This is a genomic window from Pseudoalteromonas galatheae, assembly GCF_005886105.2.
GTDB classification, from domain to species: Bacteria; Pseudomonadota; Gammaproteobacteria; order Enterobacterales; family Alteromonadaceae; genus Pseudoalteromonas; species Pseudoalteromonas galatheae.
The window spans coordinates 2,098,740-2,123,298 of record NZ_PNCO02000001.1; the positions used below are offsets into that span (position 1 = coordinate 2,098,740).

At 42.0% G+C, this 24,559-nt stretch carries 17 protein-coding genes; 4 read left to right on the forward strand and 13 right to left on the reverse strand.

All coding sequences use genetic code 11. The features are described 5' to 3' along the window. Positions 1-130: 130 nt before the first annotated feature. A complete protein-coding gene (locus tag CWC29_RS09225; protein ID WP_128725350.1) occupies positions 131-1,252 on the reverse strand; it encodes a hybrid sensor histidine kinase/response regulator in 1,122 nt (373 codons plus the stop codon). Between the two features lie 106 nt (positions 1,253-1,358). On the opposite strand from CWC29_RS09225, the gene CWC29_RS09230 reads away from it, so the two are divergent. Next, complete coding sequence (locus CWC29_RS09230; protein ID WP_128725351.1) at positions 1,359-5,090, forward strand: PAS domain-containing hybrid sensor histidine kinase/response regulator; 3,732 nt, start codon at positions 1,359-1,361, stop codon at positions 5,088-5,090. A gap of 111 nt (positions 5,091-5,201) precedes the next feature. Here CWC29_RS09230 and CWC29_RS09235 read toward each other — a convergent pair whose 3' ends face one another. Further along, positions 5,202-5,876: a DUF3334 family protein gene (locus tag CWC29_RS09235; protein WP_010378035.1), complete on the reverse strand. Its 675-nt coding sequence runs from the start codon at positions 5,874-5,876 to the stop codon at positions 5,202-5,204. A 115-nt stretch (positions 5,877-5,991) separates the two neighbouring features. On the opposite strand from CWC29_RS09235, the gene cmoA reads away from it, so the two are divergent. After that, complete coding sequence (gene cmoA / locus CWC29_RS09240; RefSeq protein WP_128725352.1) at positions 5,992-6,717, forward strand: carboxy-S-adenosyl-L-methionine synthase CmoA; 726 nt, start codon at positions 5,992-5,994, stop codon at positions 6,715-6,717. A gap of 8 nt (positions 6,718-6,725) precedes the next feature. Then, on the forward strand, positions 6,726-7,694 hold the full coding sequence (cmoB, locus tag CWC29_RS09245; RefSeq protein WP_128725353.1) for a tRNA 5-methoxyuridine(34)/uridine 5-oxyacetic acid(34) synthase CmoB: 969 nt from the start codon (positions 6,726-6,728) through the stop codon (positions 7,692-7,694). A 142-nt stretch (positions 7,695-7,836) separates the two neighbouring features. On the opposite strand, the gene CWC29_RS09250 is transcribed toward cmoB, so the two are convergent. Together CWC29_RS09250 and CWC29_RS09255 are read right to left on the reverse strand one after the other, a co-directional pair. Continuing rightward, entirely contained in the window at positions 7,837-7,986 is a 150-nt protein-coding gene (locus CWC29_RS09250) for a hypothetical protein (protein ID WP_161568666.1), read from the reverse strand. A 344-nt stretch (positions 7,987-8,330) separates the two neighbouring features. Continuing rightward, positions 8,331-11,171 (reverse strand): TonB-dependent receptor plug domain-containing protein, encoded by a 2,841-nt coding sequence (locus CWC29_RS09255; protein WP_138523729.1) that lies wholly within the window; start codon positions 11,169-11,171, stop codon positions 8,331-8,333. Positions 11,172-12,347: 1,176 nt separating this feature from the next. Between CWC29_RS09255 and CWC29_RS09260 the strand changes: the two genes are divergently transcribed. Continuing rightward, positions 12,348-12,761, forward strand: a complete 414-nt coding sequence (locus tag CWC29_RS09260; protein ID WP_128725355.1) for a hypothetical protein — start codon at positions 12,348-12,350, stop codon at positions 12,759-12,761. A gap of 147 nt (positions 12,762-12,908) precedes the next feature. On the opposite strand, the gene adk is transcribed toward CWC29_RS09260, so the two are convergent. The 9 genes from adk to mbhE all read right to left on the reverse strand — a co-directional run bounded on the left by adk (position 12,909) and on the right by mbhE (position 24,558). Further along, a complete protein-coding gene (adk, locus tag CWC29_RS09265) occupies positions 12,909-13,553 on the reverse strand; it encodes an adenylate kinase (protein WP_010378026.1) in 645 nt (214 codons plus the stop codon). Positions 13,554-13,721: 168 nt separating this feature from the next. Next, positions 13,722-14,726: a type I glyceraldehyde-3-phosphate dehydrogenase gene (gene gap, locus CWC29_RS09270; RefSeq protein ID WP_128725356.1), complete on the reverse strand. Its 1,005-nt coding sequence runs from the start codon at positions 14,724-14,726 to the stop codon at positions 13,722-13,724. A 17-nt stretch (positions 14,727-14,743) separates the two neighbouring features. After that, positions 14,744-15,364, reverse strand: a complete 621-nt coding sequence (locus CWC29_RS09275) for a bifunctional 4-hydroxy-2-oxoglutarate aldolase/2-dehydro-3-deoxy-phosphogluconate aldolase (protein ID WP_010378022.1) — start codon at positions 15,362-15,364, stop codon at positions 14,744-14,746. Positions 15,365-15,387: 23 nt separating this feature from the next. Then, on the reverse strand, positions 15,388-17,241 hold the full coding sequence (edd, locus tag CWC29_RS09280) for a phosphogluconate dehydratase (protein WP_128725357.1): 1,854 nt from the start codon (positions 17,239-17,241) through the stop codon (positions 15,388-15,390). A 685-nt stretch (positions 17,242-17,926) separates the two neighbouring features. Next, positions 17,927-18,691 carry a class II glutamine amidotransferase gene (locus CWC29_RS09285; RefSeq protein WP_128725358.1) on the reverse strand — a complete coding sequence of 255 codons (765 nt, stop codon included), beginning with the start codon at positions 18,689-18,691 and terminating at the stop codon, positions 17,927-17,929. Between the two features lie 68 nt (positions 18,692-18,759). Beyond that, positions 18,760-22,005, reverse strand: a complete 3,246-nt coding sequence (locus CWC29_RS09290) for a complex I subunit 5 family protein (RefSeq protein ID WP_128725359.1) — start codon at positions 22,003-22,005, stop codon at positions 18,760-18,762. Continuing rightward, positions 22,002-23,498, reverse strand: coding sequence for a complex I subunit 5 family protein (locus CWC29_RS09295; protein ID WP_128725360.1), 1,497 nt, complete (start codon positions 23,496-23,498; stop codon positions 22,002-22,004). The genes CWC29_RS09290 and CWC29_RS09295 overlap by 4 nt, the downstream gene beginning before the upstream one ends. Positions 23,499-23,500: 2 nt before the next feature. Beyond that, positions 23,501-23,788 carry an NADH-quinone oxidoreductase subunit K gene (locus CWC29_RS09300; protein WP_235956556.1) on the reverse strand — a complete coding sequence of 96 codons (288 nt, stop codon included), beginning with the start codon at positions 23,786-23,788 and terminating at the stop codon, positions 23,501-23,503. Positions 23,789-23,793: 5 nt separating this feature from the next. Continuing rightward, a complete protein-coding gene (mbhE, locus tag CWC29_RS09305; RefSeq protein WP_128725362.1) occupies positions 23,794-24,558 on the reverse strand; it encodes a hydrogen gas-evolving membrane-bound hydrogenase subunit E in 765 nt (254 codons plus the stop codon). Between the last annotated feature and the right edge of the window lies 1 nt (position 24,559).

Genomic DNA, 24,559 nt, shown 5'->3' on the forward strand with positions numbered 1-24,559 from the left:
TAATTACATAGTTAGCAGAGTACTTTTTAAAGATTACGTTTTAACAGCGAGCGAGCTTATTGAATTAGGGCAAATGATATAAGGACTTATGTCCGCTTTTATATATAGGACCTGCTACTTTTGACGCAGATCAAGCATTCTCGGGAGGATCTATCGGTATTTGGATATCCCACTCCAATCCTTGCGGTGTATTTCTCACACTAAACTCTCCGTTAAGTGCCCCTGACACCAAATTAGCAGCTAAGTTCGCGCTTAATCCAACATGGCCTGCATTACCTCTTTTTGTCGTCACAAATGGCTTTAATAACTCGTGTGTACTAATTCCTCTGAGCCCTACTCCATTATCGGAGTAATTAACATGTAAGTTGTTACCCAAAAGCGTAAAAGTGATGATGGCAAGATGATCATGGTCAATCCACGCATGAGCGATAGAATTTTCAACTAAGTTGCTCAAGACCTCAATCAATGCTTGTCCATCAACATAAACCTCCATTGATGTGTTACCAACAAACTGGATTTGTACGTCTTGCTTGGAAAAGTCTTTTTTCAGTCTTGTTTCTATTTCTTTCAATTTGATTTCAATACAGCAACTATCTCGCTCTGACTGAGAAATTGACTTTAACAAACTGACAAACTTAGCGACTTTCTCTAAGTTGCGGCTACACAGCGCGCTGCTGTCTTTGATTTGCTCAAATCCCGCAGCCAACCCATCCTGCGTAAGCTTACCTGCGGTAAGTGCACTCTGCAGCTCTTCCATGACACCTTCTAAAAAGGTGTTTGATGTAATACAGGTACCGAGGGGAGTATTAATTTCGTGTGCTATCCCCATCACCATTTGGTTTATGGCTTTAGATAACTGCTGTTTTACTGCTAACTTTTGCGCTTCAATTAACTTAAATTGGGTGTTTACTCTGGCTATAATTTCAGCGGGTTTATAGGGTTTAGTGATGTAGTCAACACCACCAACCTCGAATGCTTGTACTAAGCTCTCGCTGTCTTCGTATGCACTGACAAAGACAACAGGAATGACCGCCGTCGAATTGTCGGACTTAAGCACCTTACAAAGTTCAATTCCCGACATATTTGGCATTTTTATATCGGTAATTATTAATTCAGGCTGATGCTTTTTAACGATACCCAGTGCAATGTCCCCTCCTCGAGCTGCTAATACTTTGTATCCTTCTTTTCTTAGTATGAGTTGCAATACTTGAAGGTTTTCCGGCATATCATCAACAATTAGAATGTCAGACATTTAACGGTACTCAACGTCCTAAAGATAGACACTTTTTACATCATAGCTTGAGAATTTGTATATCGCGACTATGTTTATATATAAATTCACGCGTAAATAATAACTTATGTCCTCAAAAGCATTATTAAGTTGGGTGGCACTTTTCGCCATAATGGCAGCCATAGGAAGCGCAGCGCTTATATACTATGCAACAACTACCCAAAGCACACTCGCGACCGACATCAATACTGCTTACCACAACCATTTGTCTCTTGAGATGTATAGTAAAGACAAAAATTCCCAATGGCTCGATGACATCAAACCTGCACCGAGTCATACAATACCACTTCCGCTACAACAAATTTATGAAACCCAAGCAAGATTAAAATCTCGATTGTTAGCAGATGCAGTTGAAAATACGGATTTCCCTCAAAGCTATCAAAGCGCCATTTCACAACTGCCTATCATTGCTAACGCTGAACTTGAAACAAGTACCAATCAACAACTACAAATATTGTTTATTACTGGTCTTGCTTTCGCGGTATTAACACTATTTTTAAGCTTTTATGTTTGGTTCATGCGCACCAAGCATTTTTCACCGCTCTATCGCATAGTCAATACCCTACGTGCACAAGCGTTAAACGGTGCCCCCCTTTCTGTTGGTCCTACAAATAGTGATGCGGATGTAAAACGACTCACACATGCAATCCATGCAGCCACCACCTCACAAAGCCAAAAGTTAGCGTCAGCCGCAATTATCGAAAGTTATAATCGCGAACTCAAATCTATCACCGGCTCAGAGCCTATTGTTCGCCATGCCCTAGAGTTTATTGCCAATGAGTTCAATGCTCCGAGTGTCTGTCTCTACGCCAATTTAGAAGATAGTACCGTGTCTCTAGTGAAAAGCCATGGGGTTACGCCGAGCCAATCAATTATTACGTCCACAATTGAGCTTTGCGCGGCAAATAACGAGCCACAAATACAACAAGAACCCCTGTGGCTCAAAGCGCAAGGAGCTGAAATCAAGATCCAAGGCCGTTATTGCTTTCCACTGACCATTGGTAATCATGTAGTTTACGTACTGCTCGTCGGGAGTGCTCAGTCGCTCATAGACAGTCAATTTGAAGCACTTGAATACTTGTGTAAGGACTTAAGTCTCGCGCTTGCTATTAATGAAAATATCGAAAAGCAACAAAAAACGGAGTCAGCCTTAAGCGAACAGCTTGAGCTTACTCATCATATAATTAATGCTATCCCAAATCCTACTTACTATCGGTCGACTGACGGTGTATTTATGGGGGTAAACAAGTCCTTTTTGGCACTGTTAGATCAATTCGAAGTAGATGTGATTGGCGCCAAACTAGACGAGGTTTTTGATTTAGGAATAGCCAGTCTATTTGAGTCCAAGGCCCACGAAATTATCACCACAACCCAAGAGCAAACCTACGAAGTACTTTTGCTTGATGGCCAAGAACAGGCTCGAGAACTTATTGTATACGAAGCGCCATTTTTTAATGAAAATGGCGCTGTCGCTGGAGTTGTTGGCATGTACCTTGATGTCTCGGAGAGGAACCAGCTACAACGTGAGCTCATAGAAGCAAAAGACTTGGCCCAAAACTCGGCAAAAGCGAAAAGCGAATTTCTCGCCAACATGAGCCATGAAATTAGAACCCCAATGAACGCGATTATTGGTATGTCTCATCTCGCACTCGCAACCGAATTAAATGCAAAACAGCACGACTACGTATCAAAAATAGATACTGCGGCAAAACAATTACTAAGATTGATCAACGATATACTCGATTTTTCAAAAATCGAAGCGGGCAAAATCGAGTTAGAATATCAGGCTTTTTCAACAGAAAAGCTACTCGACAGTGTCGCCACCATCGTCAGTGTAAAAGCCCAAGAAAAACAACTAGAGTTGGTCTTCGATCTCGACTCACAAGTGCCCTACTGCGTGATTGGTGATCAATTTAGAATAAGTCAAGTCCTCATCAATCTAGCGGGTAACGCGGTTAAATTCACAGAAACTGGTGAGGTTGTTATTCGTGTTGCCCTTGTCAATGTCGAAAAAGGGTTAGCAAAAATTAAATTTAGCGTAAAAGACTCTGGTATTGGCATGAATAAGCGCCAGCAAAAAAATCTATTCCAATCTTTCTCTCAAGCGGACAACTCAATCACACGTAAATATGGTGGTACAGGACTCGGCCTCACTATTTCGCAACAACTGGTTAAGCTGATGGGGGGAGAGATATACGTAGAGAGTGAAGAAAACGTCGGTTCGGAGTTTTATTTCACATTAGAGATGGAAGTCAGTGACGAACTGAGTCAGGCGAAAATGGCCTCAACTCACTTATCTGGACTGTCAGCAACAATCATTGATGACAACCAGCACGCTTTGGACGTGCTAAGCGGCATGCTAACAAACTTTGGTATGCAGGTTTGTGCTTATTTAGACCCTCATAAGGCGTTAAATCAGTTCGTCCTGACACAAGACTTACCAGACCTTATTTTCGTCGATTGGCATATGCCAAAAATAGATGGCATCGAACTAATTACTAAGCTGCAATCGCAAATTGATATATCACAGAGTAAATTTATTTTAGTCACAGCTTATGGTCGGGAGTTAAACCTCAACGATAGCCAAGCCAATTTAGTCGATGGTGTACTTTTAAAACCGATTAATCCATCAAATCTCGTGGATGTTATTCAAAATGCCGTGTTTGACTCACCAGAAGTAAGAACCACTATCACCAAAAAAGAACAAACAATTAGTAAACAAGCACTAAATGGCATATCGATTTTGGTTGCGGAGGATCAACCTGTCAATCAGGAGATCGCTGTAGAGATATTGTCTAGCTTCGGAGCTCAAGTGTCAGTCGCTGATAATGGGCAAGAAGCCATTGAGCAAGTTCATAACAAACACATAGATATTGTTTTAATGGATATGCAAATGCCAGTGATGGATGGTATTACCGCGACGCAAAACCTTCGTATGGAGTTCGATGAAAGTGCGCTTCCTATTCTTGCTATGACCGCCAATGCGATGGAAGAAGACATCCAAACTTGCATTGATGCTGGTATGAATGACCACGTCGCCAAACCCATCGATGTTGAGCAACTCGTTAACAGTATTTTGAAATACGCAAACGCTGAGACCGATATCCTTTCAACGGAACCTGTGGCAACCCCACCAGAAGCCTCTGCAGAAGTAGAGGAAGTTAATGAAGTCATTGAGTTTGAAGGCATTGATATTGCGGAGGGCATTGCTCGAGCCGCAGGCAACCAAAAGGTTTACTTCGATATATTAGAAAAGTTTCTATCCCAGCAGGTTGAGGAGCTGATCAATTTAAAACAGGCTTTAGCGATTGAGAATTTTGAACTTGCACATAGTATGTTACATGCATTAAAGGGCGCTAGCGCTAACCTTTCGATTGTTAAGCTGACCGAGGAGTTTAAGCAGATTGAAGCCTCTCTAAACGTCCGCCCTCCTAATGCGAGCGAAATTGACGAGCTGATTAAATACGTTAAATATGCACAGGAACAATGCCAAAAGCGCCGTAAAAGAGAAGCGTCTCAACAAGTAGAAAATGTAATGAAAAACAATGAGGCGACAGCCGGAAATAGTCAACTAGAGGAACTCATTCAGCTCGCGTGTGCGTTAAGAGATTATGATACTCAAGCTACAGAACTCGTAGACTCAATTTCAGTAAGTAGCTATTTGACTGAACCAGAGCTACAGAAATTAAAAACCGCCATTGCCCGTTTTGAGTTCAATGAAGCCTTTATGATGCTGACATCTATTAAACATGTAGAAGAAGCACCCGAGCTGAATATAGAAAAAGGCGCACTACATTAGGGCTATTGCTATATATTTATCCGAAGCCGAAATGAAGATTTTGCCGTAATAAAAAGGCCAATGATATGGCCTTTCTTTATATGCTCCAAGATGTTTACTTAAAAACGGTTATTACAGTCCCAACTGATCCATAAAGTCGTCATCTACAACATCTTCTTCCTGCGGCTTCGCCGGCTTTTTCTTTTCAGCCTGACTTGCAATAATGTCATCTGGATCTACCGACTCAGCAATATCAAAGTCATGTAGCTTAATGAATTCAGTTTTATCCATTGCCAATTCAAGATAGAAAATATTCTGGCCTTGAGTGGTAAAGGTAACGCGTCTTGCCTGCGGGCGATCCATCGTTGTGTCTACCGAGATCTGCACCTGTTTGTTGATGGCCATCATCTTAGGCTGGTTTTGCGTGATAGAGGTATGTAGCTGCTCGCGTACTTTGTTGGTGAAATCACCGACAATCTGGTTCATCAACTCACCCAATACGTTGGCAACGTCATCGGACAAATGACTATGCGCAATTTCTTCTTCAGGCATGCCCATATTACGCATGTAGTCGGTATACACCTCCATTGCTGCTTGCGCGGTAAAGTTAGTTACGACTAAACCGGTAAAACCGCCATCAAACAATACGAAACAGCCGATGTCAGGTCTCATACAGGTACGAGTGATCTTCTGTACCATCGCGGAATAGTTAATTTGGTTGCCGCTTGCCGATGACAGAACTTCTGTTACTGAGTGGCATAGCGTTGAAAGAATATCTTCTGTGCTAATCACTTTGCTTTTCGCCATTTTTGGTCTCATATTTACTTCTTATTGTTAATAGTAGCCAAGCTACTGAATTTATCACTGACTATCCAGCATAAAATGCTAAAATAGCGAGATTATTTTCAAAGAGAGATTTAATGTGACGGGCAAAGACAGTATTTATGCCACTGAGCAAGCAGTAAAAGATTTCACTTTTGACGCCAATGTCGTCGAAGTGTTTCCAGATATGATCCAGCGCTCAGTGCCGGGCTACGCGACAATAGTAAGCACAATGGGCAAACTTGCGGGTACTTACGCGCAAAGTAACTCTAACCTATATGACTTAGGCTGCTCTTTAGGCGCGGTCACACTAAGCATGCGTAGAAATATAGATAAAGAAAACTGTCATATCATTGCCGTGGATAATTCCCAGCCCATGGTAGAGCGCTGCCAACTGCATTTAAAAGGCTTTAAATCCGATGTCCCAGTCTCAGTCACTTTAGGTGATATCAATGAAATAGAGATTAGCAACGCGTCTGTCGTTGCGATGAACTTCACCCTACAGTTTATCCCATCAGAAAACCGCAAAGCGGTTCTAGAAAAAATATACCAAGGCCTGAAACCTGGTGGCGTACTGTTATTAAGTGAAAAAATTCGCGGTGAAAACGGTACTAAAGACAACTTACTTATTGACCTTCATCACGACTTTAAACGTCACAATGGCTACTCAGAATTAGAGATCAGCCAAAAACGCACCGCGATCGAAAACGTAATGCGTACGGACTCATTAAGTACTCATATGACAAGATTAGAGGATATCGGCTTTAATCAAACTCAAGTGTGGTATCAGTGTTTTAACTTCTGCTCAATGGTAGCAATAAAATAGAGGCAATTATGAATCATTGGTTTACCGACTTTTATGCAACCATTGCAAAAACACCACTAAGCCATTGGCTAGAAACATTACCTGCTCAGCTTAGCCATTGGCAGAAAGAGGCCCAACATGGCGACTGGCCGAAGTGGGAAAAAGTCATAAAAAATCTACCAGAGATCTCAACCACGCATGTTGATATAAAAACCAAAGTTGAGATAGGTACTGGCGAAGACGTTAGTGAAGGTCATCAAAAGCAGTTAACACATTTACTAAAACGCATGATGCCGTGGCGTAAGGGACCTTTTCACTTGCATGGTGTCCATATTGATACTGAGTGGCGCAGCGACTGGAAATGGGACAGATTGCTTCCTCATATTAGTGACCTTTATGGCCGTAATGTGTTGGATATTGGCTGTGGCTCTGGTTATCACTTGTGGCGTATGCGCGGTGAAGGCGCAGAGCTTGTAGTTGGTATTGATCCTTCCGATCTGTTTTTGTGTCAATTCCAGACTATTAAACACTTTAACCCCGATCCCAATGTACATTTACTACCGCTAGGTGTAGAGCAACTGCCTGAGCTAAAAGCATTTGATACTGTGTTTTCAATGGGCGTGCTGTATCACCGTCGTTCACCAATCGACTTCTTAGCACAGCTAAGGTCTCAACTAAGAAAAGGTGGCGAATTAGTGCTAGAAACGCTCGTGGTAGAAGGCGATGTAAATACAGTATTAGTGCCGACCGATCGCTACGCAAAAATGCGCAATGTATGGTTTATTCCAAGCTGTGATGCATTAACATTGTGGCTGGAGCGCGTGGGCTTTAAAGATATCAAGGTAGTAAACAAAGATGTCACGTCGTTAGACGAACAGCGCCAAACTCATTGGATGGAAACAGAGTCGCTTGCTGACTTTTTAGACCCTAATGACTCAAGCAAAACGATAGAAGGCTACCCAGCTCCGCTCCGTGCAATTTTTATCGCAAAGGCTTAAGCAGTCTATTCCAAGTGAAAGTGAACGCTAAGTCATTTCAGCTAGATGTTGCCTTGTTCTCGAACGAGGTCAACATCTCAATTTGAGTACAGCTTAGGCTCAAGGGTCAGTCTAGTATCTTATTAACTATTGCGATCTCACGTTATTTAGCAATATCGCAGTAGGCTTTGCTTAACTCTTCAAACCAGCTCGATGTAAAACCACCACCCCCTACTTGTGGTGTTAACTTTTGGTTAAGTGACTTTTTATCGGACAGGTTCAATATGCTCTTCTTTTTTATTTTTAACTTCATTTGTTATCCTTAATTACGATTCAATGTTACATACCTTTTACCAAAATATAAGCAAAAATAAAACACTTCGCAAATACTTGGCTATCTCTTTTCGCTTAGTTAGTGTCTCAATTGAGCTAAATTTTGAATCCCAGAAGTGCTTACATCGCATGAGCTATATTAGATCCACTAGATGGAAATTGAGCCCTAGTTGCTTGCTCAAAGCCAAATGATATACCAGCAAGGCTAGAAAGTTACTCCCTGCTATTGCGAGAGCACAACTGTGCAATGAGTAGGATCATGCAAAGTCACACAAAAATTGAAGCTCGATAAGATCGAGCTTCAATTTTTAATTCGATATAGCATTAGAAGCTATAAGAAATAGTCGCATAGACGAAGCGACCAATATTATCGTACGAACCACTATCACCGCCTGTGGCTGTAGTATATTTGATTGGCTTTTTATCAAATATATTGTCTACTCCAACTTTAATCGAGAGCCCCATATCAAAGTTGTAGCCAGCTGTAATATCGCTTACAACATACGACGGCCACTCCATAAAGTTCGACGGGTTAGGGTTAGTTTCTAATTCATCTGGGCGGAAACGATCTGAACGCTCAATGTAGCGCATTCTCCAAGAAGCAAAATAGTTCTCATAATCATAGTTAATATCCAGCGTACCTTGCCATGATGGTTCGGTATCGACACCTGCATATTCTTCAAAACGATCTAATTCCTCTTGGAAAGGATACCTTTTTCGTTCAATCAATCGCGTTGCCATTAAACGTGAACTAAAGTTACCAATATCAGTGTTAAAGGAATAATTTAGTTCGAAATCGACACCCGATGCCTCTTGTTTCGATATATTCAGCACCTGGTTCTTAATATTCGTAATCTTACCGGACGTATCACGTGTGATTAAAGCACAGTATTGATTGTCTATACTCGCAGCGTCAACACAACGTTCGAGAATTTGCTGAGCCAAGATACTACTGATTGAATCCTCTAATTCAATATTCCAATAATCTACTGTAAAGCTCAGACCTGAAATACTGCTAGGTGTAAATACTGCACCTACGGTATAACTACTTGACTCTTCAGGTGATAGGTTACGATTACCACTAGACTCTCCAGGTAGCCTCGAATCATCGTATGGTTCATCGAACCCTACTGGTACACCTAAAGCCGAACAACTCGCTTGTCGAGCAGCTCGTTTGTCACCTGATATTTCATTAAGGTATTTGGCACGGCAAGGATCGTCTACACCAAAAAAGTTTTGACTTTTTGCACCAAAAATTTCGCTAATATTTGGCGCTCGAATCGCTTCAGAGACCGTTGAACGGAATCTTAAGTCATCATATACTTGCCAATCCAAACCCACTTTCCAAGTAGTAACATCACCAACCGTACTGTAATCAGCATATCGCGCAGCAATTTCCACAGTCATTGTATCGATTAGCGGTAAATCACCGAGTATAGGAATAGACGTTTCAGCGAACACTTCTGAGACATCATATTTACCTTTGTCTTCACCTAGAGCATTGAAGAATGTATCACCGTCTTTCGCGTTATCATCCTCAGTGCTTTCACTTTTTTCTTCTCTATATTCCAAACCAAAAGCAATACCTACAGGGCCGGCTGGTAGCTCATAAATGGCGGAGTTAGTTATCGTCGCACCGACGTTTAGTTGTTCAATTGTGCTTGTACCAACTGATACTGTATTAACGTAATTAATCGACTCTTGGCTAGGACGACCATAGCCCATAATGTCCATTGGGATACAACCATTATTTCGAGCATCTGCACTGCGACAAACTACATTACCACTGCCATCGTCTATCGCATCAATAGCTGCCATAAAATTAGGTACTACTAGGTTATTATGATTCGCTCGTTCAATCTCAGTCTCACCTGAGTTAACAAACACCTCATAATCCCACTCTTCAGCGACTACCCCTTTGATACCAGCAACAAAACGAGTCGTTTCCCTAGTATTTATTTCGTACCTTCTACCGATATCACCATTGAATCGGTTAACTCTAATAGAATCAAGCCCATTTTCATCCATTAACTTTGCGGTAGTTGGGTGTAAAAAGGCGTTATCACGAGTAATGTTTAAAGCAGAACCTAAATAATAGAAGCTTGGCTGTCCCCAATCTTCAGATTCAATTTTTGAATATTTACCTTCAAAGTAGACTCTCGTGTCATCGTTAATTTCATAGTTGGTTTTGAAGTTAATAATGTGGCGATCAAAACTAGGCTGTATTTCTGTAAACTTACGTAGATTCATAAATTCACAGTTTTCACAACTTATGCCGTCAACTATGCCATTTAGTTGTATTGGACGAGAAGAGCCATCTGGGTTGAAAGTATACCAAGTGCCTCCCACATTAAATGCGCCAGGCTCATTCAACGCGAAGAGGCCCGCATTCTCATAGAAAATCTGGTCTGGATTATCTAGTGCATCTGGGCGAGTTGGGTCTTGATTTGGGTTAGTTAATTCTCGATAAGAGCCATTAGTAAAGTCACTATCTAGCGCGTTCAGTCTATCCTGTTGAGCAAACTCATAGGAAATACCAAAATTTCCCTTGCCGTTTAGGAAGCTTTGTCCATATGAGAAAGAAAACTTATCGTTACTATAATCGGAGTGCTCAGCCTCTCCTCGTGTATAAGACACCGATAAGCCCTCGATATCTTCTTTAAGAATAAAGTTTACAACACCTGTTACCGCATCAGCACCATAAACAGCAGACGCGCCACCAGTGATAACTTCAACTCTATCTATCCATGCCGTTGGGATAGTATTTGTATCAACAGACGCAGTACCTGCGCTACTTGCAACATGACGCTTACCATTTACGAGTACTAGAGTACGATCTGTACCCATACCACGAAGGTCCAAAATATTAAGGCCAGAAGTACCAATATAGCGTCCTGAATTCTGAAGACCAAATGTCGGTTTCAAACTGGGCATTTTATTCAATGCTTCACCAATATTGAGCGCGCCAGTATTAATTAGCTCCTCTCCAGAAATAACAGATACTGGACTTGGTGCAATAGCTCCTTCTCTGAGAATGCGAGAGCCAGTTACCTCGATTGTCTCTATTTCTTTTTCTTCTGCGGATACCGCTTGGATAGGCGCGCCAACAACAGTACTGACACATAGAAGCTTTACCGCAGCACTCAAGGGATTTATTTTAACCATTTCACATCCTTAAATTTATTATTTTAACATCACTTATACATTTAGAAATCGCAACAAAAAAATCAGATCAAAATATAAGCAATAAAGATACTAATACGGGAACATCTCAGTTGTAAACAATATGATGACGAATGAAAGATCAATTTAGAGGATCAAAGGTAATAAAAATGAAATTAAAATGAAAATAAAACAAGGTAAAATGTAAAGCCCTATCCCACCTTTTAAACTAAACCCCTCCTGCAAACCGAAACTAGAACTTTTACCAATTCCCGCCCATCTAAAAGGTTTAACCCGACACAAACTACACTAAAGTTTATTATTTACCCAGATGTTCAAGTGAAGCTCTGATTTGGTATTAACTGCTTAAAAGTAATGGAAAAATAATGAGGGAAAGTATAGCGAGTGAAGTTATTGAAGGTAGATATCTCGCATTCATCCATGAATGCGATACCTTAACTTAACCAAATTAAGCAACATACATCATTTCTTCTAATGCAACTGCCAATTGCTAACAGCCTAATACTTCTCGACAGATCGCTTTTGCGTAGCATTGTGAACTTAGTATCTTTTCGCTAACTTCTCTTAAATCAACACCTTTATTTAAATATTATCGTTGCACACCACCTGTACTTTCATTTGCTCCGAACTTTCACGAGCAATCAAGAGCTATCTTGTGACGCTGATACCCATGGTAACTCTGCGTACTTTTCGGCCAACAAAAGCGTAACTCTTTTAGTCGTTGACTCTATCTTCTAAAAATCCATGGAAGTCGTATTTATGATTTAAAGCAAAGCCTCAGGCCATTTGAAAGCACATTTGTCTTATCTATTTTTTGTGAACTCTCTGTGTAACTAAGTCATAGAGTCGTTGGTTGGAAAAGTAATCCTATTGAAGACTGTATATATCGGACTAAACTTAGCTTATCGCCGTATTACAAATACGATATTTTAACCTGAAATACTTGGATAAATACTTGGGGAAGTAAATTACGGCACCGTTTAATACCTCTTTCCTCAATTAAGATTCCTGTTTTGAGGCAAGAAAAAACGTCTGATTTACATCCTAAAATTGGGCTAGCATTAAAAGAAGCGGTATAGCACTCTACTCTGTCTATGCAAACGATGAGTATGATGAGCTTTGTCCTCTAACAAGGTATTTAATGGCTAAGGAGACTCGATGACGGTAAAAAAATCAGAACCGAATTATACACATGTAAAACAATTACTTCGTAAAATGGAGCCTGAAGTAGCCGCTAGCTTTAGCTATAAACAACGCAAAGCATTACAAAAAGCGATAAACACTCGAGGATGGAATAATCATAAGATCGACTTTAGGCCGACACTAGCACTACCGTTTTTACCTTGGAGTTTTTACTTTGTTTTTCTCGGAGGATTAAATAGGCGTACGTTGAGCTCAACTGAAAGAGTCAGCGCCGCAATAATGTTTATAATTGCTTTGCTAATTTGTGGGCTAATTCTACTTGGTACTCTTTTTGTGCTGCTCTATTTACTTAAATCTTGGCTCGGTATAGATGTTTTTTCCAATGAATCACTGGGGTTATGGGACCAGTTTAAAGCGTTATTTTGGTAAGTAAAAAGTCGAATGGCAAGCCAGAACTTCAACTTTTAGCTTCTATACAAATCAAAAAGCAATGGCACGTAATGCCTTGGCTTTTGCACAATACTAAAAAAGGAGCAACGATATGCTCCTTTTTTAGTACGTACAGCTAATGGGGAATTAGCCCAATAGTTCACCTAACTGCTTGCTTACCGCATCAACAGCTTGTGTACCATCTAGTTTGTGATATTGCGTGTTACCGGCGTCTGCTTCCGCACTATAGTAATCTACTAGAGGTTTTGTTTGCTCATGGTAAATCGCTAGACGTTTACGTACTGTCTCTTCAGTGTCGTCATCACGAATGATTAGGTCTTCACCCGTTACGTCATCTTTACCTTCAACTTTAGGCGGATTGTAAACGATGTGGTAAACACGACCAGAACCTGGGTGTACGCGACGACCGCTCATACGCTCAACGATGATCTCATCTGCCACGTCAAATTCGATAACATGGTCAACTTTGATGCCATTTTCTTTCATTGCATCTGCTTGTGGAATTGTGCGAGGGAAGCCATCAAGCAAGAAGCCATTTGCACAATCTTCTTTTGCGATGCGCTCTTTTACCAAGCCGATAATGATTTCATCAGATACTAGCTGACCTGCATCCATGACTTTTTTCGCTTCAAGACCCAGCGGAGTCCCTTCTTTGATAGCAGCACGTAGCATGTCGCCTGTAGAGATCTGAGGGATCCCATATTTGTCCATTAGAAATTGAGCTTGAGTACCTTTACCTGCACCCGGCGCGCCTAGCAAGATGATGCGCATAATTGAATCCTCGTTTGGAGTTATTGGTGTTTGTGTGGTGAATTTTTCCATATACGGTGCCGATCCTCAAGGAACTTATACTAATTGATAAGGAAGAATGGCAATTTTTCCGTCAAAAACAAAAAAGCTCCGCGATCTGCAGAGCTTTTGGTCAGAAATTAATCCTGATTATAAAAATGCACCTAGTGCTTTAACTTGGTCTAGCATGCGGCAAGAGAAGCCCCACTCGTTATCATACCAAGCCATCACTTTTACCAGCTTTCCATCTACTTTGGTTTGTGTAGAGTCAAACACTGAGGAAGCCGGGTTATGGTTGAAGTCGATAGAAACCAAGGGTAATTCATTGTATTCAAGGATTTCACTCATCGCGCCCTCAGCAGCTGCTTTGATTGCTGCATTCACTTCTTCTTTTGAAGTCTCACGCTTGGCAACAAACGTTAAATCAACCAGTGATACGTTGATGGTTGGCACACGAACCGCCATACCATCTAATTTACCCGCAAGTTCAGGAAGCACTAAGCCAACCGCTTTTGCTGCACCTGTTTTTGTTGGGATCATCGATTGTGTTGCGCTTCGAGCACGGTACAAATCTTTGTGGTATACATCGGACAAGTTCTGGTCGTTCGTGTACGCATGAATAGTTGTCATGCTACCTTGCTCAATACCAATAGTGTCATTCAAAACTTTTGCAATAGGCGCAAGACAGTTTGTGGTACAAGATGCGTTAGAGATAATAGTTGATTCAGCATTTAGTACTTCGCTGTTAACGCCATGAACAACCGTTGCATCCATATCTGTGCCCGGCGCAGATACAATCACTTTTTTCGCACCGGCTTCAATGTGTTTAGCCGCAGCTTCGCGAGAGGTGAACAGCCCAGTACATTCAAGTACGATATCAACGTTTAGCGCTTTCCAAGGAAGATTTGCAGGGTCACGCTCTTGCGTTAGCGTGATTTCGTCACCACCGATAACAAGTGTGTTGTCGCTCAGAACAACCTGCTCTTGAAAGCGGCCATGTACAGAGTCAAATTGAGTCAAATGCGCGTTTACGTTTGCAGGTGCGAGATCGTTGATGGCAACGACTTTGATGTCTTTATTCTGACCTGACTCGTACAGTGCACGAAGTACGTTACGACCGATACGTCCATAGCCATTAATTGCAATATTAATCATGATAACTGTCCCCTAATCTATTTTACTTCACTTGCTTGTTTCGCAAGCGCTTCAATGGCTTGCCAGTCTTTGTTTGCGATAAGTGCTTTATCAAGCATCCAAGTACCGCCCACACATACCACATTGTCGAGTGCAAGATACTTAGGTGCAGTTGCCAACGAAATACCACCCGTTGGACAGAATTTTACTTGTGGAATTGGTCCGCCAATGGATTTAAGCATTGGTGCACCACCTGCAGCTTCTGCTGGGAAAAACTTTAAGAATTCAAAGCCATGACTTGCAAGCTTCATCACTTCGCTTGGCGTTGCAGCACCCGGAAGAAATGGAATACTTGACGACTTAGCCAGTTCCAATAATTCATCATTGACACCTGGACTTACCATGAAGTCAGCGCCAGCTTCTACTGAGGCATTAAAGGTTGCCTTATCCACTACCGTACCAGTACCAACATAGGCGTCTGGTAAAGCCGCTTTAATGTCTTTTACCGCTTGCGCTGCCACCGGTGTACGAAGTGTCACTTCGAGTGCTTTTAAGCCACCATTAAACAATGCCGTAGCAAGCGGCACCGCGTCTTCGAGGTTATCAATAACGATAACCGGAACCACTGGTGCTGCTGACAATATCTCTTTAATACTCATGCTCACCCTCATTCCCACTGTTATTATTCTTCGATGCCAAATGAGCATGCGCCTTGATCTGCACTGCTCACTACGTGTCTAAATCCTGAGAATAGCTCTCGACCCGTACCAAATGTTTGCGATTGCGGTGAAAGCTGTAATTCGCGCTGTGCCATTTCTTCATCAGATACGTGTAACACTAATTCGCCTTTAGGTGCATTTAGGGTGATCAAGTCACCTTCGTGCACTTTTGCAATTGCACCACCTTCAACCGCTTCCGGCGCAAGGTGGATCGCCGCAGGTACTTTACCCGAAGCACCTGACATACGACCATCTGTGACAATCGCCACTTTAAAGCCTTGGTCTTGTAATGTAGCCATAACAGGTGTCAGTTTATGTAACTCAGGCATACCTTTCGCTTTAGGGCCTTGTTCTTTAATCACGGCAATAAAGTCTTGGTTAAGCTTGCCAGCAGCAAAGGCTTCTTGTAATTCACCTTGAGAACTGAATACCTTCGCCGGTGCAGTCACAGTTTGATGCTGCTCTTGTACCGCAGACACTTTAATCACCGCTTTACCCAAATTACCATTAAGTAATTGCAAGCCGCCTTGCTTGTTAAATGGATTTGCCACTGGGCGAAGCACTTCTTCATCCAGTGAGTTCTCAGGTACCGGTACCCATTTCACTTTGGCAGGGCCTTGATTATCGCTGATGATCACATTGCTGTTGATATCCAGTAGTGGTTCCATCGTGTAAGCATCAAGCCCCGCACCCACAATCGTTTTTACGTCATTGTGTAAGAAGCCGCCATCTCTTAATTCACGCATTAAGAACCCCATGCCACCAGCCGCTTGAAAGTGGTTTACATCGGCATGGCCATTTGGATAGATACGCGTTAACAGCGGTACCACTTCAGACAAATCCGCCATGTCTTTCCAAGTGATTTGAACACCCGCCGCTTTTGCCATTGCGACTAAGTGAATAGCATGATTGGTAGAACCACCAGTAGACAACAGACCAACTAAGCCATTAATAACGGTTTTTTCACTCACGATATCCGCAAGTGCATTGCCGCTTTTACCGTCAAGTAGCTGAGTTAGCATGGTCTCAACCGCACTCGCCGTTAAGCCATCTCTTAATTCTGTGTATGGATTGATAAACGAGCTACCTGGTAAATGAAGACCCATGATCTCCATTAGCATCTGGTTCGAGTTCGCCGTACCGTAGAAAGTACAAGTACCTGCACTGTGGTATGAAGCACTCTCAGCTTCCAGTAACTCTTCGCGGCTGACTAAGCCCTGTGCAAACTTTTGACGAATGCGCGCCTTTTCTTTGTTCGGGATCCCTGATTGCATTGGACCTGCGGGTAAAAAGAAAATGGGTAAATGACCAAAAGACAAAGCACCGATTAATAGTCCTGGGACGATTTTGTCACAGACACCAAGACAGAAAACCCCATCGAAGACATCATGTGACAACGCCACCGCTGTTGACATGGCAATGACATCTCGAGAAAACAAAGATAGTTCCATGCCATCGCGGCCTTGGGTCACCCCGTCACACATTGCAGGTACACCGCCTGCGACTTGTGCAGTCGCGTCAAACTTATTTGCCACTGCTTTAATTAAATCTGGATATTCTTTATATGGTTCGTGCGCCGACAACATGTCATTGTACGAATTGATAATTGCTAAATTTGGTTGTTCGTCTTCCTTCAGACGTGCTTTGTCACTGCTTGAGCAAGCAGCCATTACGTGTGCTAGGTTTCCACAGCCCAGTCCCGCTCGTACGCGCGTTTGTTTTTTTGCTTGTTGGATTCGAGCTAAATAGGCTTGACGTGTTGCTTTGCTTCGCTCAATGACGCGTTCGGTGACTTCCTGAATTCGTGGATGCAACATATTACTGACTCTCTAGTGTTAGAGGAAAAAGGCTCTGCACGATTACCAGCATTCGTGGTAATCCTTGTACAGAGCTGCTTTGATTTACCCGTTCAAAGGTACGCTATCAGGTTGTCTCTCACCTCAACCTGACACCGGTGTCACTATATTTACGCATAAAGCTGACACCGGTGTCAACCTTTCTTATAAATTTAGTCTAACTTTTTAAAATGACCAAATTATAACCATCTAAAATTTCTTATACGTGCGTTTTTTTAACTGGGTTGAATGTCAAACTTAGCAGCAATAACTCTGACACAATCCACTGCGCCCTTCATTGTCTCAAATCACAATATCACGGTTGTATTGCGACAGTTCAATATGCTGGAGTTGCTCGCATCAAATGACCAAAACCGCAAAGAGTAGTATTCTGACTTGGCATTTAAATGATCTTGTCTATTTGAACTGGAAACTTTGACAGTAGTTAAGTGTGGAATTGAATATCCAAATATAGGCTATGTATAGCGAGAACAAGAAACGCTGATTTACTCAGTGATACCTAATCTAGGTATATCAACTTTCAGCGTTTTACATTATGTACATTGTGGTTGCAGAGTACTGTTATAGCAATTCCACTATTCGCGCTCCCCTCAATAGAGAGCAACTAGAAGTAATTTAGAAAATGCCCTATCTAAGTATTGTGGCCTTAGACTTTTTCGCCCAACTTAAATAAAGCAAATTCACCAGGCTCAAGCTTTTGCCATTGCTCATCGTTAGTAAGCGGTCGAGTTGCGATCACTGTAACGATATCATCTGGTGTGGTCTCCTTTTGAAAATCCACCACCATATCAGCATCGATTAATGTGGCCTTACCAAATGGGGCTCTACGGGTTATCCAATGCAGGTTATTAGTACAATACGCCAACACATAAATGCCATCAGTGATCAACATGTTGAACACTCCTTTATCTCTCAAAGTATGTGCTAACTTTGCGATGTACCTAAAAACTGAGACCATGTTTGACGGACGACTTGGGTATTTCTCTCGTACTTTGTCCAAAATCCAACAAAAGGCTAGCTCACTGTCAGTGTTTCCAACGGGTCGGTAAAAGTCAGTTTTTAGGTCTTTATAGTCTGAAAGCTGACCATTGTGAGCGTAAGTGATCTCCCTACCCCATAATTCTCGCGTAAATGGATGAGTATTTTCAAGACAAGTCCGCCCCCTATTTCCCTGTCGAATATGGCTTATTACGGACACACTTTTAATCGGATACGCTTTGACCAGTTTAGCAATTTCTGACTGACAGCTCGGCTCTGGATCTTTAAAGGTTCTACATCCTTTCCCTTCGTAAAAGGTGATACCCCAGCCATCTTTATGAGGGCCCGTATTGCCACCGCGCTCCAATAACCCAGAAAAGCTAAAACAAATATCTGTCGGTACGTTCGCCGACATCCCCAAAAGCTCGCACATAACCACCTCAAGTGCAGGATAATAAAATTGCCAATATAATACCCTATAGGTTTTGGTTACAAAAATACTCAGCGTTGATAAATTCCAGAGTCATAGAGCCCAACGGCCACAAAAGCCAACAATAAGATAATTATTACAAAACCCGGGCTGAGCACGGTAACAAGCGCTCTATTTATTTTGGCTAGAGTCAACTTTCCCCTGTTGCACTGTCGCACTAACGAAAGCTGGACTACAGATAGCAATTCTTGAGCGACAAAGTGTGCTTCTTTGCAAAGGACATTGGTTCCTTTCGTTACATAACGTGCAACTTCACTGTAGGCAAGTCCAATATCCCCTGCAGGAACAGCTTCAAGGTAAACGGAGGCTTTTCGCAAAAAGAAAAATAAGAGTCCAGCGATTAATATAGGCCAAGTACTATCCCAAATCTTCTCGATTGCTAGCGACCCTTCGAAGCTCTGTTTTGAAGAAAAAAGTGTAAAGATCAACACAAAAGACACGATTATTAATCCTATATACGAAGAGGCTTGGGTGCTCTTAAGTACGGTCTTAGATACAGAGTTCACGCGTTTAAGGTCTACTAGGTATAAAAACCTCAGCATTAGCAGACTTGTTCCAAGTGTTGTAAACGGCAATAGGCTATTTATAAATATATCATGCTGCAGCGCATCCTTTAGAGCGAATTTACTCAGCGCACCAGTAGTGAAAGGCAGACCAGCAAGTGCAGCCGCTGGCACACAAATAGCAATCCAACATAACCACTTATGTCGTTGCCATGGCAACTTATCAGCTGCCCCTGCTGCCATAAAGAGTGCAGCTTTGGCCATACCATGATGCATCGCATATAAAACAATTACAGGTAACAGTACAGGCCAAATCTCAGGGTATGTTAAGCCACCTCCAACAGCGGCTATAACTATCCCCATTTGACTAATAGTAGAATAAGCTAGCAAGGTCTTTAAATCGTGTTGAGTAAATCCGATAAAGACGCCATAAAATGCTGAAAAAAGACCAATCATTATCATTAATGAGCCTAATTCAACGAATGCCGAAGTTCCAAAGGGGATGAATTTAATCCAGCCAAGCAGGCCCGCCTTAACCATAATACCACTTAGCAATGCACTAGCCGCTACGGGCGCAACAGGATGAGCCTGAGGTAACCACACATGAAAAGCGAACATACCTGCTTTTATACCAAACCCAACAAGTAACAAAACAATTACCCAAGAGGGGTGGCTTACTAATGCCGCTCCCTCCGCGGTTTGAAGAGCACTATATGCTAAACCTGCAAAAGCAGTAAATAATAGTAGTTCACCAAAAATAGCCCATTGGATATAGGACTTGCCAGCTTTAATAGCCTGTGGCGTGCCGTAATGGATGACTAAACCATATGATGCCAAACTCATCACAGTGAAGAAACTAATGAATCCAGACATATCTTGAGAAAGAACGAGACCAAAATTACCACTCATTGACAATAAGAAGAACAAACAAAATCGCTCTTTGTTGTCATCACTCCTGATGAAGTCTACCGCATAAATAGATGCTGCAAGCCATAGTACCGCTGCCAACAAGAAAAATGGTGAAGTAACTTCGTTTAGCGTTAACACACTACCGAAAAACAACCATGGAGTTAAGTTTGATCCTTGAGGTGATAAAACATACATAAGCAATGCAATCGCGGACACACCGGCGGGTAACCAGTGCAGATAGTTTCTTATCCTGTGGTTCATGACAAATAAACAGCAGACTAATGGCAAAATAATGGTTAACCACATTGCAGGAATTTGCTGAACTCCGATATTGATAATGGTTGTGAATTCCTCACCATATTCTCTCGCAGCAATCAACTTAACCCAATTAATAGGGCTAAATTGTGCATCAGCAAAAAGCCCAGCAGCTAAGGCTAACATTGCAGTCAACAAAGGTGGTAAAACCAGCATCCAGTGTGCTTCAAATCGCATTTTAGGCTTTTCCGATGGCCATTCGTCTTTTTGGTCTTTAAACCAGGCTGAATATAGTATTGGTAAAAAATACATAGCATTAAGTAGACTACTGAGAATTAGCACACCTAATACCCAAAAATAACCACTTTCCAAAGCCCCTGTACCTAAATACCACTTTGATACAAATCCCGCCGCAGGAGGTATACCAATCATACCCAGTACCGCCAAACTAAAGGCAATCATAGTAAGCGGCATTCTTTTGCCGATACCAGCCATCTGGTCAACTTTGGTAACGCCTAATGTCTCAGCAATTGACCCTGCACAAAAGAACATTGTAATTTTCATCAGGCCTTGATGAACCAAATGAGCAATCCCTCCAATGGTTGCAATCGGGCCAGCAATCGCAGTACCCAACGCGATATATGAAACTTGGCTGACTGTAGAATAGGCTAGGCGCTTTTTAAGATCATTTTGAAACAGTGCACGCGTTGAGCCATATATGATTGTGATCGAGGCCAGTATGGCGAGTAGCATGGTTAATCCTAAATCTCTCGCAAACTCAACGCCATAAACATCATACACCACCCTGACAATACCAAAAGCCCCTGCTTTCACCACAGCTACAGCGTGTAACAATGCACTAACAGGTGCAGGCGCTGCCATCGCTGAAGGCAACCAACCATGAAAAGGAACCAATGCCGCCTTTACCCCTAGCCCTAGTACGATAAGCACAAAAATAACTTTTAGGCTATTCGGGTCCAACTCGGGCATTGCTGCGAGTAAACCAGTAGCGGTAAAATCCAAAGGACCCGCAAGAGACTTGAGCCAAACAACCCCGATTAGAAAACTAGCACCACCTAGCATTGTGTAGATCAGGTATTTTCTACCAGCAGCCAAAGATGCTGAATTTCCTTTATGAACAACCAAGGGATATGTCGTTAATGTCAGTAGTTCGTAAAAAATAAGAAACGTGATGAGGTTGCCAGCCAACGCAATTCCTATGGTCGCAAATACACACAAGCTAAAGAAGCCAAAAAATCGACTCCTATTTGGCGAGTCTTCTAAGTAACCAATTGCGTATATGGTTGTTAATAGCCAAAGGAAGCCTGAAAGGGCAACAAATAGCAAAGAAAGTGCATCCGCATGCAAGACCAAATCTATATCAGGGAGTAAAGGAAAACGCGCTTCAAAAACTTGCCCTTGGTAAACGCCTGCAATTAATAATACGATCAGAACAATACAAGTCCCTGCTCCAGTAAAGTTGAGTGCTTTTCGCAGTTTTGGTTTTGCTTCACTTACAAAAAATATTGCGATGCCAGATAACAATGCACTTAACAGGATCATTGTAGGTAAAGCCGATTGCCATGTCATTCTCTACCTCCTAACGATACAAGATTAATGATTACCTCAGCATTAAAGCCCAAAGCAACTGTACACAATGCTAAAAATAGTCCAGCATAAGGCATAAAGGGACTAAGTTTATAAATACTCTTATTTTTATCAAAAGCCAAGGTACTACTTTCGGGTTTAATAAATGCTAAATCAAGCACTCGAAATATTGCTAACGCCGCAAGCAGTCCCCCCGTTATAACAACAATTACCCACCACCATTGGGCAGTGTCCACGGCAGCGTTAAGTAGAAGCCATTTAGCAATAAAACCCGCACTTGGTGGTAATCCAATTAGGCTAGCTCCAGCGATGGCAAAGGTAAACAAGCTCACAGGCATGTATTTAGCCATACCTTGTAGCTGGGCGATATTGTCATGCCCAAGTGTCTTAATGATATTTCCAGCAGCAATAAACATTGCAGCTTTGGCACAGGCATGCGCAACGATAAAATAGCTAATTGCGGTTAAAGTATGCTGGCGTAGTTCCGAAGAGTCGATCTCAGGATCAGCGCTAGTCAAAAGAGGAAAAAGTAGAAATAAATACCCAATTTGAGCCACTGTGGAATAAGCAATCATTATTTTCAGGCGCTCAGCTCTTAGGGCTTTTACACAACCCCACAACACCGCCCCAGCCCCTAATCCCCCCATCAACATCAACGCTGAGTTTGAGACAACCGGAGATAAAATCTCCATCCAGAACCGTACAAGTAAATAAAAAGATGCCTTCACTACCAGAGCTGAGAGAATAGCGCTCACTGGCGCCGGAGCACTACCATGAGCATAGGGCAACCAAAAATGAAGGGGGACAATCGCAGTTTTTAGTGCCAGTCCCAATGAAATTAGGATTAGCACCATTAGATTCAGCAGATTTACCTCTACCTGCTCAGCCAAAGATAAAAGTGATAAGGTGCCATAGCTGTGATATAACAAAGCGACTCCAGCTAGGTAGAGTAATGAGCCAAGCAAACCTACGAGTAAATAACGAAGCGCAGCGATTAGACCTTCCTTGCTGTCGTTTAACGCAACTAAAGCAACGGAAGCAAGACCTATAATTTCGAGCGTGACATAAATATTGAAAATATCTGACGATATAAATAATGCATTCAGTCCTGTAACTAACAACCACCATAAAGGCCAGAAGCGTTGAGCTACAGGTTTATTGTTAAAATAAAAAGCCGCATAAAATGATAGTACGCTGATCAAAAAGGTGCTGAGAATAATCATCAACATTGATAAACCATCTATCAAAAAGCCAATTCCTAATGGAGCAGCCCAACCACCAACTTCATACTTCAATGTGCTCGAGTCAACATTGAGACCAAGGTACAATTGCTGAACAACAACGCATAGTCCTAAAGCTGCCAGAAAGCTGATTACTAACTGTACAGACCGGGTGGTAAAAAGCATAGAAAGTATCGATGCTACTAATGGTATTAGAATTAATGCTGGAATAATTAACTCGGCTGTACTGTGCATATTTACTTTCCAACCTGTTGTTTAGTCTTGTCGTAGATTCTACAAACTAAGGATAAGGCTAAAGCCGTTCCTGCTACGGCAACAACGATCCCTGTAAGTACGATGGCATGGGGCACATAATCAACACTGCCATTTACAGCTGTTGAATTTGCAATAAAAATCATAAAAATACCCACACCACAAATATTTACGGCTAATATTTTTTTCATGGCCTGTGCAAGGGCTACGACACCAAACAACCCAATCCCGAACATCGCGATACCAATTGCAGTATAAAGTGAACCCTCCATTATCATTATTCCTCTTTTTCTATCCTATCAACGTTATAGGGTGCGTATTTATCGGACTCAGAGTTGGTCAGGCTGTGGTATAAAAGCACTAAAATCATCGCAATAGACAATGTCGCTGCGACTTCTATAACGAGTATTAAAGCCCCAGCGTATTTATCTGGAAAGTCGAGTATTGTTTTGGAGTTTGTTGCAACACCAACTCCCACTATCAAAAATATGACTAATCCAACGACCATCATTTTTTGAGCAATATCGCAGCTAAAATCTACACGATAACTTCCTGTTAGTAACAATAATATCCCGGCGCCAGCCAATAATGCGCCCGCTTGAAAAGCGCCACCGGGTAAGCTAGCTCCTGTCCACAGCAAATACCCTGCGGTTACAACAATACTCGGCAACAACCATCTTAGAAATGCTTCCAGCACATCATTCCTATGTGGATTTTTTACATGTGTAATAAAACCTTGACTAGTGGAATCTAACTTATTCGGCATAACAGCTAATGCAACAATTAACAGCACCGCAATCTCTAAAAGTGTGTCTAAACTTCTAAAGTTTAGTAATACTGCGGTAACCGGATTAGAAACACCGCTACTTGCCAGGTTTTGCTCAATAAGCTCCACGACAGGCCTTGAGGGTACTGGTACTTGCAGGAGTGAGAAAAATATCAGCGAGCAAAACACACATATCACTCCGCCAAGAAAAACTCCCAGTCCAAAGTTATTTTCCTTTGACCCTTCTTCATTATGTAAAGTCATCGAATGAAACATA